This window comes from Buttiauxella agrestis, from assembly GCF_900446255.1.
GTDB classification, from domain to species: Bacteria; Pseudomonadota; Gammaproteobacteria; order Enterobacterales; family Enterobacteriaceae; genus Buttiauxella; species Buttiauxella agrestis.
The window spans coordinates 269,299-285,640 of the sequence record NZ_UIGI01000001.1; the positions used below are offsets into that span (position 1 = coordinate 269,299).

Sequence of the window (16,342 nt, forward strand, 5' to 3'; positions counted from 1 at the left end):
ATGGAAGCCCCTCTCAAACTTGTCGCGATAACAAACTGCCCGGCGGGGATTGCCCACACCTACATGGTGGCTGAGGCGCTGGAGCAAAAAGCCCGTTCGCTTGGGCATGTCATTAAAGTTGAAACACAAGGTGCAAACGGAGTCGAAAACCGCCTGTTGGACAGCGAAATCGCTGCGGCAGATTACGTCATTCTCTCCATTGGGCGCGGGCTAAACGAAGATGACCGCGCCCGTTTCGCCGGGAAAAAAGTGTATGAATTGCCCATCTCGCAGGCGCTGAAAAACATTAATCAGATTTTTGAACAGTTGCCGACGCACTCAAAACTTTTCACGGCTGATAGCGGCGTGAAGCTGGGAAATCAGGAAGTAAAGCAGGGCAGTGTGATGAGTCACCTGATGGCGGGTGTTTCGGCCGCTCTCCCGTTCGTGATTGGCGGCGGTATTCTGGTGGCAATCGCCAATATGCTGGTGCAATTTGGCCTGCCGTATCAGGACATGAGCAAAGGCGCGCCGTCGTTTAGCTGGATTATCGAGTCCATCGGCTATCTTGGCTTCAAATTTATGATCCCGATAATGGGCGCGTATATCGCCTGGTCAATTAGCGATAAACCCGCGTTTGCTCCGGCGTTTATCGTCTGTTACCTCGCAAATGACAAAGGTTTACTCGGCACGCAATCTGGCGCGGGTTTCTTAGGCGCGGTCGTGCTCGGTCTGGCGATTGGCTATTTCGTTCGTTACTTCCGCAAGGTCAAACTGGGCAAGGCGCTGCAACCACTGCTTGGCTCTATGCTCATCCCATTCGTTACGCTTTTCGTGTTTGGTGTTTTGACGTATTACGTCGTCGGGCCGTTTATGGCGAGCATCATGGACGGGCTGCTGCATTTCCTGAATACCATTCCACCGTCGATGAAACTTGGCGCGGCGTTCCTCGTGGGGGCAATGCTGGCGTTTGATATGGGCGGGCCAATCAACAAAACCGCATGGTTCTTTTGCTTTTCGCTACTCGAAAAACACATTTATGACTGGTACGCGATTGTCGGCGTGGTGGCATTAATGCCGCCGATGGCTGCTGGTATCGCCACCTTTATTGCGCCGAAATTGTTTACCCAGCAGGAAAAAGACGCCGCAGGCAGCGCGATTGTGGTGGGGGCTACCGTGGCAACCGAACCGGCAATACCGTATGCGCTGGCGGCGCCGTTACCGATGATTACCGCGAACACCTTAAGCGGCGGGATCACTGGAATGTTGGTTATTGCGTTTGGTATTCAACGCCTGGCGCCGGGCCTTGGCGTATTCGACCCGCTGATTGGTTTGATGTCGCCGGTCATTCCATTTTATGCGGTGCTTGCCGCGGGACTGGCGTTGAATATCACGCTGATTATTGTGCTCAAAGGTGCATGGCTTAAACATAGCGCTCGTAAACTCGCCGCAAAACAGGACGTTGCTCATGAAATTTAACTTCTTAAAACAGCTTTGTGACGCCAGCGCAGTCAGTGGCGACGAACATGAAGTCCGCCACATTCTGGCGCACCAGTTACGCCCCTTCGCGGATGAAATTACTTTCGATGGACTGGGCAGTTTTATCGCCTGCAAAGGCAATAAAGGCCCGAAAGTGGCGATAGTCGGCCATATGGACGAAGTCGGTTTTATGGTGAAACACATCACCGAACAAGGCTTTATTTGGTTCGATACCATTGGTTCATGGTGGAACCAGTCAATGCTGAATCACCGCGTAACAATCAGAACCCGTAGCGGCGAGAAAATCCCCGGTCTGATTGGTTCTGTAGCGCCTCATGCCTTGAGTGAAAAGCAAAAACAGCAGCCGATGGCGCACGAAGAAATGTTTATCGATATCGGTGCCAGCAGCCGGGAAGAAGTCTGCTCACGCGGCGTCGCTATCGGGGATTTTATTAGTCCGGAGGCGAATTTTGCCCGCTGGGGTGAAGATAAAATCACCGCGAAAGCGCTGGATAATCGTGCGGGTTGCGCATTAATGGCGGAGTTATTTGAGAGTGTTAATAACCCTGACATCACGCTCTACGGCATTGCGACGGTGGAAGAAGAAGTCGGTCTGCGCGGGGCTCAAACGTCTGCCGAATTCGTTAAACCGGATATTGTGATTGTGCTGGATACCGCCGTGGCAGGGGATATTCCCGGCATCGACCCCATTAAATTCCCGCTCAAACTTGGCCACGGCCCGGCGGTAATGCTGTTTGATAAACGTTATTTCCCCAACCAAAAGCTGGTGGCAGCGCTGAAGCAAAGTAGTGAAGCCGCAGGCGCGCCTGTGCAGTTTTGCACAATGAAAACGGGAGCCACAGACGGCGGGCGTTTTAATGTGATGGGAGGAGGCCGCCCGGTCGTGTCCATTTGCCTGCCAACACGTTATCTGCACGCGAATAGTTCGATGATTTCCGGGAACGATTATGCCGCGGCTTTTCGCGTGATCCATCATCTTCTAAATAGAATTAACGCTTCATTTATTGATGAGGTAAATACTTATATTTAAAGATAATTACGGGATTGCGTAAGTTCTGGAATGTATCTCGCAAACCCGTTTTTTGATGCTTGCCATTCTCCCGGCGAATCGCAAAAGTGGTTATGTTTTCTTCAACCCGGTACGCCATCAATGCTTAGTGAACGTCAGTTGTCCCTGCTCGAAAGACTGGAAAACCAGAACCTGACCATGAAAGATCTGGCGAGCGGGGGAAATGTCTCCAGCCGGACTGTGCTGCGCGATATCGACTACCTGAATTTTACTCTCAGCGATGCGGCACGCATTAGCACCAACGGTAGTGGCTACCAGTTAGATATTTTCGACAGAAACCGTTATTTCATGCAGTTACAGCGCCATGATAACGACGACAGAATGCTTTTTGTCTTACTCACCAACCTGTACACCACACGGCTGCAACTGGCAGAAGCTCTCAATTTGCCGGAGAAAATCGTTAACGACCAACTCGCACGGCTTAAGCAGCGAACCTCACGTTGGTTCAGGATTGCCAGCAGGCCAAATTCCGGGCACTACATTGATGAGCCGCGTCGAAAGAAACTGATCATTCTGGCTAATTTAATCAAAAAATCGCCGTCGACAGTCTGCGCCAGTCTCAACCTTGAAAGCCGGGTATTTCAGGTTCTGCAACAGAATATTGAAGGCATCAGCGATAATCCCGAATACTGCGCAACGTTATTGTTGGCGGTTTACGCGCTGCGAAATCAAAAATCGCCTTCTGTACCGGCAGGCAACAGCCAGACTTTCCATGCCGCTTACGAGTCCGCTGGACTGTATCTTTCTCATGACGCGTTGAAGGAAGCCGATTCGCTGGTGAAAGCGCTGCAAGATAGTGCTTCGCAAGTTACCACCACAGTGATAGGCGAGTTGACGCTGGAATTATTGATTAGCCACGGTTTGGGCGAACTGGATGAGCAACTGATTGATGACCTGACCGCTCATATTACGCGGTGTGCGGCGCGGCCTTTATGGTTACAAGAAAGCCGACAAGGGTCTATGAACAACCTGAAAGCGGCGTGGCCGGTGGCGTTTGATCTGAGTATTGGGCTGATTAACCAAATCAGGCAGCGGCTGAATATTGAAATTTATGACAGCGATTTGATTGGCCTGTATTTCGCCTGTGCGCTGGAACGCAACCAGGGTGAAAAGCACACCATTGTTTTGCTCGCCGAGCAAAATGCCATCGCTACTATCAATCAACTGGCTATTGAACGTGAGTTGCATAATTGCCGGGTGGTTATCGCTCTCCAGCCTGCGCAGTTGTATGCATTGTGTGAAGAAATGACTCCCGCTCTGATTATCAATAACAGCGCTTTTCCACTGGATAAACTCGTGGCAGAAATGCTGGTTATCAAGAATATTATTAATCCGGCAGGTATTAACCTGGTGAAAGAGAGGCTGGATTATTCATTGATAAAACAAAAGCTCCCGCAATTTATCCCAGAGGAGTGCAGTTTTGTTTATGCCAATACTCCGGGTGATCAGTGGCTAACCATCATCAAAGATATCTGTGCCAGGTTAGTGAAGCGGGGGCTTTTAAATAAGGATGATGCGCGTAGTGTTTATCAACGAGAAACGGAAGGGGAAAACCTGGTCGTCAATCGTATCGCCATCCCCCATTGCTGGAGCGAATCGAGCAATCAATTTCGCAGCTATTTTATTTGCCTTAAACACCCGGTGATGATTAACGGCGAGTCCGTTGCCCATTTGTTGTTAGCCTGCACCAGCACTTCGTTGCGCCAGGAGCTAAAGATTTTCAGCTACTTAGCTAATGCGTTAAACCGCTACGATGCGCATGAGATTGAACGCATCAGGAGCTACCAGCAGTTTATGGCGTTACTTTGCGGATAAACTGTTTCGCAGTCAGTTCGTAATCTTCAATTTGTTTTTTTAACTCATCGATAGCCGTTTATAATTCGCCCGTTATTGCTAATGCTTTTTCAGTATCAAAAGTATCCTGGCTAATTATTGTTGGTCGTTAACAACGTCTATCGCGAAGTAGAGAAATAAAATGGCGTGAAATAACGAAAAAAACACCCGGCAAGCCGAGTGTTTTAGAGTCGAGGGATTTTGTTACTGGCTTATGCAGCAGGTTTAACCGCTGGTTTTGCTGCTGGCGCTACTGTGTGAGTCGCTTTTTTGTGGTGCTTTTTGGCAGCCTGAGCTTTCTGTGGAGCGGCTGCGGCTGCTTTATGTGTGGTTGTTTTGTGGTGCTTTTTAGCTGCCTGCGCTTTCTGAGCGACAGGTGCTGCTTTATGGTGTTTCTTGTGGTGCACAGTAGTGGTGTGTTTTGCCGGAGCAGGGGCTGCGGTAGTATCAGCAGCGAAAGCAACAGAAGACAGACCCATTACAGCAACAGCAATCAGTGTTAATACTTTTTTCATTTTAATCGTCTCGTATTTGTTTGCGTGTGGCCTGCTGGCCCGTTGAAATAACTTTATTCCAGTAAACAAATACGTTCAGTGAGTGATTGGTGTCGGTACGTAACGGAATGTACTACTGTTTAACGCAGCCGCTGTGGGTGCGTATAAACCGTGGCTCGACCTGGTTTGCTAAAGCCAACCAGCGTCAAATTGCAGCGCTGTGCGACTTCGACGGCAAGCGTCGTCGCCGCAGAAACGGCAAACAGAATTTCGACGCCGCACTGTGCCGATTTTTGCACCATTTCATAGCTGGCACGGCTTGAGACTAAAACCGCCCCGTTGTGCCAGGCCTCGCGAGAACGTGCACCGAGCAGTTTATCTAATGCCACATGGCGGCCAATATCTTCTCTGCCATCCAGAATGGTGCCGCTTGCATCAAGCCAAAGTGCGGCGTGAGTACAACCCGTGAGTTGCCCGACCGGTTGGTATTCGCGCATCTGGTTTACGGCGGCATCAAGATGGTTTAAATCGAAGGTTTGCGTAAATGGCAGCGGGGTTATCGGGCGGCCAATATCGTTGAGTTGCTCCACACCGCAGACGCCACAACCGGTGCGCCCGGCAAGGGAGCGTCGGCGCTCTTTCAGCCCCATAAAGCGGCGGCTGGAAAGCTCAATCTGAACCTCTAAACCGTTACAAACGGCTAAAACATCAATTCCGTAAATGTCTGCCGGAGATTCAATAATCCCTTCAGATAAAGAGAAACCGAGCGCAAAAAGTTCCAAATCTTTGGGCGAGGCCATCATGACCACGTGAGAAATCCCGTTGTAGACCAGCGCTACTGGCACTTCTTCAGCCAGCCAGTCGCCTTTGGCCGTGAGCAAATCCTGGCGTTGCCACAGCTCTATAGTCCGCGCACCAGTGACGGTGTTCACAATTTTGCTTTGATTTGGGTTGGAATTGTTCACTTTGTCTTAACCTGATTGGAACAGCCTTAATTCTAATGTGGTATTCTGGAAACACTAACCCTTCTGGAGTAGGGGATATTTCCAGTTCGGTTTGATTGTGGACTTTTGCGGCGCAGACCGCAAAAAAAATACACCTATAAGTCATGTGAAAATGTCGAAACAAGGAGCACCCATGCAGGTCAGCAGAAGACAGTTCTTTAAGATCTGTGCTGGCGGTATGGCAGGGACTACAGCAGCGGCACTGGGTTTTGCCCCGGGCGTTGCACTGGCGGAAACACGGCAATACAAATTACTACGTACCCGTGAAACGCGTAATACCTGCACATACTGTTCCGTCGGTTGCGGGCTATTGATGTACAGCCTCGGTGACGGCGCGAAAAATGCCAAAGCATCTATCTTCCATATTGAAGGTGACCCGGACCATCCGGTAAACCGTGGTGCACTTTGCCCTAAAGGCGCAGGACTGGTGGATTTCATCCACAGCGAAAGCCGTCTTAAATTCCCTTCATACCGCGCACCAGGCTCGGATAAGTGGGAACAAATCAGCTGGGAAACGGCGTTTGACCGTATCGCCAAACTGATGAAAGAAGACCGCGATGCTAACTTTATTGCGCAGAACGACCAGGGAACCACGGTCAACCGTTGGCTCTCCACCGGTATGTTGTGTGCATCAGCCTCCAGTAATGAAACCGGCTATTTAACCCAGAAATTTTCCCGCGCCCTCGGCATGTTAGCCGTAGATAACCAGGCGCGTGTCTGACACGGACCAACGGTAGCAAGTCTTGCTCCAACATTTGGTCGCGGTGCGATGACCAACCACTGGGTTGATATCAAGAACGCCGATCTCGTTATAGTTATGGGTGGCAACGCCGCAGAAGCGCATCCCGTCGGGTTCCGCTGGGCGATGGAAGCCAAAATCCACAACGGTGCGAAGCTGATTGTTATCGATCCGCGCTTTACGCGTACCGCTTCGGTGGCGGATTTCTACACCCCTATTCGTTCCGGTTCAGACATCGCTTTCTTGTCTGGCGTGTTGCTGTACCTGATCAACAACAATAAATACAACCGTGAATACGTTGAGGCTTACACCAACGCCAATCTGATTGTGCGTGAGGATTACAGCTTCGATGACGGCCTGTTCTCGGGCTATGACGCGGCGAACCGTAAATACGACAAAACCACCTGGAACTATGAGCTGGACGAAAAAGGCTTCGCGAAACGCGACCTGACGCTGACTCATCCACGTTGCGTGTGGAACCTGCTCAAAGAGCACGTTTCCCGTTATACGCCAGAAGTGGTTTCCAATATTTGTGGCACCCCGAAAGACGACTTCCTGAAAGTTTGTGAATACATCGCAGCGACCAGCGTAAAAGATAAAACCGCGTCGTTCTTGTACGCGCTGGGCTGGACGCAACACTCGGTTGGCGCGCAGAACATTCGCACCATGGCGATGATTCAGTTGCTGCTCGGCAACATGGGAATGGCAGGCGGCGGCGTGAACGCCCTGCGTGGCCACTCCAACATTCAGGGTCTGACGGATCTCGGCCTGCTGTCACAAAGCCTGCCAGGCTATATGACGCTGCCGAATGAAAAACAGCCTGACCTCCAGACTTACCTTGCTGCCAACACGCCGAAACCGCTGCTTGAAGGCCAGGTCAACTACTGGGGCAACTACCCGAAATTCTTCGTTTCGATGATGAAAGCCTTCTTTGGCGACAAAGCCACAGCGGAAAATAGCTGGGGTTATGACTGGTTGCCGAAATGGGACAAGGGCTACGACGTCCTGCAATATTTCGAGATGATGAACCAGGGCAAGGTGAACGGCTATCTGTGCCAGGGCTTCAACCCTGTTGCCTCGTTCCCGAACAAAAACAAAGTCATTGCGTCACTGTCGAAGCTGAAATTCCTCGTGACCATCGACCCGCTGAACACTGAAACCTCGAACTTCTGGCAAAACCACGGCGAGATAAACGATGTCGACCCGTCGAAAATCCAGACCGAAGTGTTCCGCCTGCCATCCACCTGCTTTGCTGAAGAAAACGGTTCTATCGTTAACTCCGGTCGCTGGTTGCAGTGGCACTGGAAAGGTGCGGACGCCCCAGGGGAAGCGCTGAACGACGGCGAAATCCTTGCGGGTATCTTTAGCCGTATGCGCCACATGTACCAGAGCGAAGGCGGTGCGCTGCCTGAGCAAGTGCTGAACATGACCTGGAATTACCTGACGCCAGACAACCCGGCTCCGGAAGAAGTGGCGATGGAAAGCAACGGCAAAGCGTTGCAGGACGTGGTCGATCCGGCAACCGGCGCGGTACTGGTGAAAAAAGGTCAACAGCTCAGTTCGTTCGCGCAACTGCGCGATGACGGCACCACGTCCAGTGGCTGCTGGATTTTCGCCGGTTCCTGGACGCCAGACGGCAACCAGATGGCACGCCGCGATAACGCTGATCCGTCTGGTTTGGGTAACACGCTAGGCTGGGCCTGGGCGTGGCCGCTCAACCGCCGCATTCTGTATAACCGTGCTTCTGCTGATCCCGCGGGTAAACCGTGGGATGAAAAACGCCGCCTGATCTCCTGGGATGGCGCGAAGTGGAGCGGCGCGGATATTGCCGACTACAGCACTGCCGCACCGGGCACTGACGTTGGGCCGTTCATCATGCAGCCGGAAGGTTTAGGGCGCTTGTTTGCTATCGACAAGATGGCAGAAGGGCCGTTCCCGGAACACTACGAGCCGTTTGAAACGCCGCTAGGCACCAACCCGCTGCACCCGAATGTGGTTTCTAACCCGGCGGCACGCGTGTTCAAAGGTGATCTGGAAGCGATGGGCAAGCACGACAAGTTCCCGTATGTCGGCACCACGTATCGTTTGACCGAGCATTTCCACTACTGGACTAAACACGCGGTACTGAACGCCATCGCACAGCCAGAGCAGTTTATCGAGATTGGCGAAAAGCTCGCAAATTCACTCGGCATTGCTCACGGCGACACGGTGAAAGTCTCCTCCAACCGTGGCTTTATCAAAGCCAAAGCGGTGGTTACTAAGCGTATTCGCCAGCTCGATGTGAACGGTCAGAAAGTGGACACCATCGGTATTCCGATTCACTGGGGTTATGAAGGTGTGGCGAAGAAAGGCTTTATTGCTAACACCCTGACGCCATTTGTCGGTGATGCCAACACGCAAACGCCTGAATTTAAGGCGTTCCTGGTCAATGTGGAAAAGGTGTAACGGAGACGAATTATGGCTTATCAATCTCAGGACATCATCCGTCGTTCCGCCACCAACGGCCTCACGCCCGCGCCACAAGCGCGGGGAAGTCAGCAAGAGGTCGCGAAACTTATCGACGTCACCACCTGTATCGGCTGCAAAGCCTGCCAGGTGGCGTGTTCGGAGTGGAACGATCTGCGTGATGAAATCGGCAGCAACGTCGGAGTTTACGACAACCCGGCTGATTTGACCGCCAAATCATGGACGGTCATGCGCTTCTCGGAAGTGGAGCAAAACGACAAACTGGAATGGTTAATCCGCAAAGATGGCTGTATGCACTGTGCGGACCCTGGCTGCCTGAAAGCCTGCCCGGCTGAAGGTGCCATCATTCAGTACGCCAATGGTATTGTCGATTTCCAGTCCGAGCAGTGCATCGGCTGCGGTTACTGCATCGCCGGTTGCCCGTTTGATGTGCCGCGCCTGAACCCGGAGGACAACCGCGTCTACAAATGCACCCTGTGCGTAGACCGTGTGACCGTCGGCCAGGAGCCTGCTTGCGTGAAAACTTGCCCGACCGGTGCGATTCATTTTGGCTCGAAAGAGTCGATGAAAACCCTGGCGGGCGAGCGCGTGGCAGAGCTGAAAACACGCGGTTATGACAACGCCGGATTGTACGACCCGGAAGGCGTTGGCGGCACTCACGTTATGTACGTGCTGCATCATGCGGACAAGCCGACGCTGTACCACGGCCTGCCGGAGAATCCGTCCATCAGCCCAACCGTGAAATTCTGGAAAGGTGTCTGGAAGCCGCTCGCCGCTATTGGCTTTGCTGCGACCTTCGCCGCCAGCGTGTTCCACTATGTGGGAGTCGGCCCGAACCGTGCCGATGATGAAGACGAAAACTTGCACCATGACGATGACGAGGTGCGCAAACCATGAAAAAACAAGTGACCATTCAACGTTACAGCGCACCAGAGCGTATCAACCACTGGATCACCGCCTTCTGCTTCATACTGGCGGCGGTGAGCGGGCTGGGGTTCTTCTTCCCATCCTTTAACTGGCTGATGCACATTCTGGGTACGCCGCAGCTGGCGCGCATCCTCCATCCGTTCGTCGGTGTGGTGATGTTTGCCTCGTTTATCATCATGTTTTTCCGTTACTGGCACCACAATCTAATCAATCGGGATGATATCTTTTGGGCGAAGAATATTCGTAAGATCGTCGTCAACGAGGAAGTGGGTGACACCGGGCGTTATAACTTCGGCCAGAAATGCGTGTTCTGGGCGGCGATTATTTTCCTGGTGCTACTGCTGGTGAGCGGCGTGATTATCTGGCGTCCTTACTTCGCTCCTGCTTTCTCAATCCCGGTGATTCGCGTAGCCCTGATGGTGCATTCATTTGCCGCAGTGGCACTGATTGTGGTTATTATGGTCCACATCTACGCCGCCCTTTGGGTGAAAGGCACGATTACCGCGATGGTGGAAGGCTGGGTCACAACATCCTGGGCGAAGAAACACCATCCAAAATGGTATCGTGAAGTTCGCCAAAAACAGGAAAAACGACAGGAATGAGCATTCGCATAATCCCGCAAGACCAGCTGGATAAGAGCGAGAAACGTACGGCGGAGACTATCCCGCCGTTACTGTTCCCCCGGCTGAAAAATCTCTACAACCGCCGTGCAGAACGCCTGCGCGAACTGGCGACCGACAATCCGCTGGGTGATTTCCTGCGCTTTGCGGCGCTTATTGCCCACGCGCAGGAAGTGGTGCTGTACGACCATCCGCTGGAAATGGATTTAACGGCGCTGATTCAGAAATCTTCTGAAACTGGCAAGCCGCCGCTGGATATCCATGTTCTGCCGCGTGACCCGCACTGGCAGCGCCTGCTGAATTCGTTGATTGCTGAACTGAAACCAGAGATGAGCGGCCAGGCACTGGCGGTTATCGAAAACCTGGAAAAGGCTTCAACGCAAGAGCTGGAAGAGATGGCGACTGCGCTGTTTAACGCTGATTTTGCGCTGGTTTCCAGCGACAAAGCCCCGTTCATTTGGGCTGCGTTATCGCTTTACTGGGCGCAAATGGCGAGCCTGATTCCAGGGCGTGCGAAAGCGGAATACGGCGAGCAACGCCAGTTCTGCCCGGTTTGCGGTTCGATGCCGGTTTCCAGCATCGTTCAGATTGGCGGCACCAGTGGCTTGCGTTACTTGCACTGCAACTTGTGTGAAACCGAGTGGCACGTGGTGCGTGTGAAATGTAGCAACTGCGAGCAAACCCGCGATTTGAACTACTGGTCGCTGGAAAGCGAACAGTCAGCGATTAAAGCGGAAAGCTGTGGCGACTGCGGCACCTACTTGAAGATTCTCTATCAGGAAAAAGATGCCAAAGTAGAAGCCGTGGCCGACGATTTAGCCACGCTGGTGCTGGATGCACGCATGGAGCAAGAAGGTTTTGCCCGCAGCAGTATCAATCCTTTCCTCTTCCCAGGGGAAGGCGAGTAATAAGTCCCCGGGGCGGAGAGCGTTGGCTTATCCGCCCTGGTCATCACACAGGATCACAGTATGTCCCTCGAACCCGCAATTGCCGGGCTGGTTGATGAATTCATCGACTCTGGCCGTCCTTCTTCACGCCAACAAACTTTTGCTGAACGCCGCGCCGGGTATATCGCCAGCGCTGTTTTAGCGGGCGAAACCGAAACCCGAGTCGACGTGAAAGACATCAGTCTTAATGGCTGCACGTTACGTATATTTTCCCCACTCAAGGCGGCTGGGTCACTCCCCGCCGTGATCTACTACCACGGCGGTTGCTTTGTTAGCGGTGGGTTTGAAACCCATGACAATCAGTTACGTCAGCTTTGCTATCACAGTGGTTGCCGGGTGATTGCCGTTCAGTATCGTCTGGCACCGGAGCACACTTATCCGGCTGCGCATGATGATGCTGAGCGTGCAGCGGACGCTATCTGGAAAGCGGCGGAACAACTGGAAGTGAATCGTGAACGAATTACGCTCGCGGGCGACAGCGCCGGCGGACACATTGCCCTGGTGACGGCTCTGCGCCTGAAAAGTGCGGGAAACTGGCTGCCTGCACGGTTGATGCTGATTTACCCGATGCTGGACGCGACGGCAGAATCTGTCAGTTATCAGGAAAATGGCTACGACTACATCATTACCCGCGATACGCTGCTTTCAGGTTACGAAGCCTATATGCCCGACCTTGACTCAATGGATGAAGAGGCCAGCCCGTTATTTCGTGAAGATTTTGCAGGCTTGCCACCGGTACATATTATCACCGCTGAATACGACCCCCTTCGTAATGAAGGCGAGGTTCTGCATGAGTGCCTGATGGATCAAGGCGTTGAGTCCACCTGCCAACGCTATCTCGGCGTGATCCACGGCTTTTTCCAGCTTGGTGGTATCAGCCAGGCAGCCCGCGATGCCATGCGTGATGTTGCGTGGCGGGTCGGTCAATAAGCTCAATCACCCCCTCGCACCACTCCGGCCAGGTTGTTCTGGCCGGGGCTTTTTGTTCAGAGAAACCCGATTCTCCGCACTCAGCCTTCCGTTAGCTCGTCATAAAGATTGCGAAGACGGGTTCGTAGATAAAGCACGGCCTTGTGTTTGCGGGATAACAGGGCCTGAACGCTAATACCTGTTTCTTCCGCTAACTCTTTAAAGCTGTAGCCGTGGAGTTCGGTTTTTTCGAACGCCTCACGTTGCGCCACAGGAAGCTCCGACATCGCATCTTCCAGCTCATCCCAGAGCAGCTGACTCAAATATTCGTCTTCCGGTGACTGTGGTACGCCAAACAACGTTTCCGCCAGTTCGTCTTCAGGAAGGAAGCCATCATCGTCGTCAGAGTAATAGTCAGAAAGCGGAAGCTCGCGCTTTTTACGCGCCCTGTCGGTCATTTCATTACGTGCAGCGCGAAACAACCAGGCGGCGACGTTCTCCACCGGTTGCTCCACTTTCATCAACTGCCATGTTACTTCTTGCAGGATATCGTCTGCGTCATCACGTATCGGCGTGCGGCCAACGATAAACGCTTTCAGCTTCGAGCGACACGCAGTGAGCGCCAACATGACTCGAGAATGTCCTGCCGTCCCGGCTTTCATTATCGTCACTCAGCTTGCGTCGGTTTCTGGGCGTTATCTTCCGGCTTCTGACGGCAATGCTCATGCTCACCATGGCGCTCGTGGCGATCGGCATGATGCTCATCGCGATGATGGCAATGCCCGCGACCATGACGCCAGAATCCCCCACGGCGCTGCTGAACGAATTGCTCGCGCTGCTCTGGTGTCATTTGCATCCAGCGTTCATGCATACGACGGCGATCGCGGCCCATACCGAACATCCCAGGACGTAGACCCAAACCGCCGAACAGAATCCGACACAGCACCAGCAACCCAAGCGCCTGCCAGAAACCAATGCTTTTCACGCCGATAATTGCAGGCAACAGCGCATTCCACAGCGACATCACCAGCAGGCTTAACACGGCAATAAACACAATACCCATCAGCAATGGTTTAGCCATCGGGTGGCCGCCGAATCCGCGACCGTGCTCCCGACCATGTCCACGCATATCAAAATCTCTCATCGTTTTTACTCCTCATCAGATTAGTTAATTATTGCTTCTGATGAGGTAGACGAATGAGAAGCAGAAATATTGCCAGGAAAATGAAATTTTTTTGCAGGCTGGAAGGAATGTGCGTTATTGGCTGCGTGCGCTTTTGCGAAGCAAGGAGTCATTTATCCCAGGGAATAGGGCAAAATTACGCCTGGTAGATCCTTAAAGTCTTTTGAATTTCGAGTAATGAGTTTCCTTGCATTGATTTGCGTACTGGCCAAAATGATTGCATCAGGTAATTTCATTCCATGTTGCCGACGTAGCGCTACAGAGTGTTCTGCCACCGCCTGATTAATCGGCAAAATTTCAAATCCACTCAGAAAGTGCCGGGTCTGCTGCTCCTGATCGTGGTGTTTTGCCCCCACCATGATTTCCATCCACGTCACAATGCTAATTGACGGGGAATTACCATAGCTTTCAATGGTTTCACGCGCTTGCGGAATCCCTTTCAGATAATCGATTAAAATATTGGTATCAAAAACAGCAGATTGCATAATCTTCACCATTCCTCGCGAAGTTTGCGTTCATATTCCAAACCATCAGGTACATCTTCGCCCCAAAGACCAAATGCTTCTTTGATACTGGTTTGAGCCTGCCTTTCCAGATACTCCTCTACCGCTTCCCGTAAAAGCTCTGCTCGCGGTAAATTGCGTTTCTGTTTAAGGCTTTCAAGGCGGCTGATTGCCTCATCAGACAGATCCAGAAGAATTCGTCCCATCATCTCTCCAAACATCGTAGCCATATATCATCTTAATATATCATTTTAGTACGAATTTAAAGCGCTGCTGTTCGCAAATCAAACCCATGTGTGGGGAAGATATTTGTCAGCATCGGCTGGTTGGTATTTCTGTCTTTGGCCTTGTAAAAATGCACTATACCCCTCAAAAAGTGAGGTGTTATCTACTTTTTCTTACGGCTTTATGAATGTGCGAGGTGTCTTCCAGAGTAAATATTTTCCAGGGGAATACGAGAAGGGGCATACCAGCCAAACTAAGCTGGCTGGTATTTGTAGCGTAAATCAGTCCTTCTTAATCATCTCAACGATTTGGTCGTTGTTAATCTGGCGTTCATTGCCTTGTTCATCGGTGTAGCGCGTCATACCTGTGTCTTTATCCACTTCTGGCTTCCCTTGCGTGACGATCATATCGCCCGTTTTGGTGGACATCACATAGTCGCTTGAGCAAGCGGTAACGGAGAGCGCAACGCCGCTTAATAGCAAAACCGCCATCAATTTTTTCATGCTGAATTTCCCTTTAAAAGTTGAAGGGGATTTTACCTGCTCGGTGCAAGACAGATTGTTAAGGTGTATTACGAAGGGTTTTTGAGAGTTTATTTCTCCCAGCCATAAAACCAAAAAGCCCACATGAATTCATCATGTGGGCTTTTAACTTTTCGGATTTTACCAACGTCGTAGCAAGGTTTAAGAACTCAGATGAGCCTGTTTTCTACGCGCGACATCTATGTACAAAATGCTGGCGGCAAAGGATAAGCAGGAACCAATAATCAGGACAAAAAGATAGGAAGTGACGTAGCTATATTCTTTATCCAAATGGGAAAGCTGTTCTGAAATCAGGTCAATGTTATCAATGGTGTAGTTCTTGCAAACGTACAGCCCGTACCAGAAGGCACTGAAGGCGATCATGCAGGTGTAACTGAACCAGGTGAGTTTTTTATTTATATACTCCAGATAAAATTTTGGGTCTGAATAGGCGACTTTGAGAAGCCCCAAAAAACAGCCAAAGTAGATGCCAATCAACCACTTCAACACATCCCAGTTCATACAAACCTCTTAAATTGCTGCTACCCGTTTCGTCAGGCATTAAAAAAGGGCTACGCGTCACGTAACCCCTTGTTTTCTTTTGCTTACGCCAGGTTGTTTTTTGTGGCGGGAACAATATCGGCACAGTATGTCACATGCCGCATCGACAAAGAAGACCGTACAGGTTGTGCGGCAGGGGATGTAGGGTGGATAAGCGATAGCGTCATCCACCATTTTGTCGGGTGACGCTGCGCTTACCCGACCTACGAAAACCTAGTGAATCCCAGGCACTGCCTCGCCGCTAATCATCACCAGCCCGCCATCTGTGCTAACAAAGCGTGGTGCTTTTAAATCCTCTACCAGAACGTTAACCAACTCGAATAACAGCCCAGTGATGTGTTCTTTCTGCTCGGGCGACTGCTGGTGTTGCAGCAATAAGATGGTGAGTGCGGAACAATACTCGCGCAGAGTTTCGGAATCAGTCGTTAGCGCACCGCGATAGTTATCGGGTTCTGCCACATCCACTGTCAGTCGTTCGATTAAATACGCGGGTAACGGCGCATTTAGCGCAACTTTCAATACTTCGAGCGCGGCAAGCAAGCGCCCACACAATGCCATGCGCTCAGTGTTGTCGTCGTTTTCAATCAGCGCATCAACATAATGCTGGCAGGCGTCGAGCACCTGGAAGAGATCATGTGTGGCACCGAACGGGGTTTTTAATAGCGTTGTGATTGCAGATTCAATTACTGGTTGATTGCACAGGATTTCAGGGCCAGCGGTTGTGGTAGTATTGGTGTTAGCCATTGCGTTAGGTCCTTAACGTTTGTGGTTAAACGCCTCGGTAGTGTTGACGCACTCCGGGGCGTTGCTATTTGTTGATTCTGTTTTCGATGGTAGTTACCATCCGTGAAATAACATAGAC

Annotated in this window: 17 protein-coding genes; 8 read left to right on the forward strand and 9 right to left on the reverse strand. The window is 51.5% G+C overall.

Annotated features, from left to right (window positions below; translation table 11 throughout):
• The 3 genes from DY231_RS01260 (at position 1) to DY231_RS01270 (ending at position 4,363) form a co-directional block, all read left to right on the forward strand.
• On the forward strand, positions 1-1,458 hold the full coding sequence (locus tag DY231_RS01260; protein ID WP_115627006.1) for a PTS fructose-like transporter subunit IIBC: 1,458 nt from the start codon (positions 1-3) through the stop codon (positions 1,456-1,458).
• Complete coding sequence (locus tag DY231_RS01265) at positions 1,448-2,509, forward strand: aminopeptidase (protein WP_115627007.1); 1,062 nt, start codon at positions 1,448-1,450, stop codon at positions 2,507-2,509. The genes DY231_RS01260 and DY231_RS01265 overlap by 11 nt, the downstream gene beginning before the upstream one ends.
• A gap of 120 nt (positions 2,510-2,629) precedes the next feature.
• Positions 2,630-4,363, forward strand: coding sequence for a putative frv operon regulatory protein (locus DY231_RS01270; RefSeq protein WP_172588647.1), 1,734 nt, complete (start codon positions 2,630-2,632; stop codon positions 4,361-4,363).
• A 230-nt stretch (positions 4,364-4,593) separates the two neighbouring features.
• Here DY231_RS01270 and asr read toward each other — a convergent pair whose 3' ends face one another.
• Entirely contained in the window at positions 4,594-4,896 is a 303-nt protein-coding gene (asr, locus tag DY231_RS01275) for an acid resistance repetitive basic protein Asr (protein ID WP_115627009.1), read from the reverse strand.
• 119 nt (positions 4,897-5,015) lie between these two features.
• Entirely contained in the window at positions 5,016-5,840 is an 825-nt protein-coding gene (gene fdhD, locus DY231_RS01280) for a formate dehydrogenase accessory sulfurtransferase FdhD (RefSeq protein WP_115627010.1), read from the reverse strand.
• A 172-nt stretch (positions 5,841-6,012) separates the two neighbouring features.
• Here fdhD and fdnG point away from each other — a divergent pair, with 172 nt between their 5' ends.
• From fdnG to DY231_RS01310, 5 genes are read left to right on the forward strand one after another with little or no spacing between them, the layout of a single operon-like run.
• Complete coding sequence (gene fdnG / locus DY231_RS01290) at positions 6,013-9,063, forward strand: formate dehydrogenase-N subunit alpha (RefSeq protein ID WP_147295618.1); 3,051 nt, start codon at positions 6,013-6,015, stop codon at positions 9,061-9,063.
• A 12-nt stretch (positions 9,064-9,075) separates the two neighbouring features.
• On the forward strand, positions 9,076-9,981 hold the full coding sequence (fdxH, locus tag DY231_RS01295; protein ID WP_115627013.1) for a formate dehydrogenase subunit beta: 906 nt from the start codon (positions 9,076-9,078) through the stop codon (positions 9,979-9,981).
• Complete coding sequence (fdoI, locus tag DY231_RS01300; protein ID WP_115627014.1) at positions 9,978-10,613, forward strand: formate dehydrogenase cytochrome b556 subunit; 636 nt, start codon at positions 9,978-9,980, stop codon at positions 10,611-10,613. Before fdxH ends, fdoI begins: the two co-directional genes overlap by 4 nt.
• Positions 10,610-11,539: a formate dehydrogenase accessory protein FdhE gene (gene fdhE / locus DY231_RS01305; protein WP_115627015.1), complete on the forward strand. Its 930-nt coding sequence runs from the start codon at positions 10,610-10,612 to the stop codon at positions 11,537-11,539. Before fdoI ends, fdhE begins: the two co-directional genes overlap by 4 nt.
• A 60-nt stretch (positions 11,540-11,599) precedes the next feature.
• A complete protein-coding gene (locus tag DY231_RS01310; RefSeq protein WP_115627016.1) occupies positions 11,600-12,508 on the forward strand; it encodes an alpha/beta hydrolase in 909 nt (302 codons plus the stop codon).
• 80 nt (positions 12,509-12,588) lie between these two features.
• On the opposite strand, the gene DY231_RS01315 is transcribed toward DY231_RS01310, so the two are convergent.
• The 7 genes from DY231_RS01315 to DY231_RS01345 form a co-directional block, all read right to left on the reverse strand.
• Positions 12,589-13,149: an RNA polymerase sigma factor gene (locus tag DY231_RS01315; RefSeq protein WP_115627017.1), complete on the reverse strand. Its 561-nt coding sequence runs from the start codon at positions 13,147-13,149 to the stop codon at positions 12,589-12,591.
• A gap of 5 nt (positions 13,150-13,154) precedes the next feature.
• Entirely contained in the window at positions 13,155-13,631 is a 477-nt protein-coding gene (locus tag DY231_RS01320) for a hypothetical protein (RefSeq protein ID WP_115627018.1), read from the reverse strand.
• A 152-nt stretch (positions 13,632-13,783) separates the two neighbouring features.
• Positions 13,784-14,155, reverse strand: coding sequence for a type II toxin-antitoxin system VapC family toxin (locus DY231_RS01325; protein WP_256682634.1), 372 nt, complete (start codon positions 14,153-14,155; stop codon positions 13,784-13,786).
• Positions 14,156-14,160: 5 nt separating this feature from the next.
• Complete coding sequence (locus tag DY231_RS01330) at positions 14,161-14,403, reverse strand: ribbon-helix-helix domain-containing protein (RefSeq protein WP_115627020.1); 243 nt, start codon at positions 14,401-14,403, stop codon at positions 14,161-14,163.
• A 276-nt stretch (positions 14,404-14,679) separates the two neighbouring features.
• The gene (locus DY231_RS01335) at positions 14,680-14,901 is read right to left on the reverse strand and encodes a YgdI/YgdR family lipoprotein (RefSeq protein WP_115627021.1); all 222 of its coding nucleotides are present in this window, start codon (positions 14,899-14,901) and stop codon (positions 14,680-14,682) included.
• Between the two features lie 180 nt (positions 14,902-15,081).
• Positions 15,082-15,441, reverse strand: a complete 360-nt coding sequence (locus DY231_RS01340) for a hypothetical protein (protein WP_115627022.1) — start codon at positions 15,439-15,441, stop codon at positions 15,082-15,084.
• Between the two features lie 252 nt (positions 15,442-15,693).
• Positions 15,694-16,224 carry a hypothetical protein gene (locus DY231_RS01345; protein ID WP_115627023.1) on the reverse strand — a complete coding sequence of 177 codons (531 nt, stop codon included), beginning with the start codon at positions 16,222-16,224 and terminating at the stop codon, positions 15,694-15,696.
• Positions 16,225-16,342 lie beyond the last annotated feature (118 nt).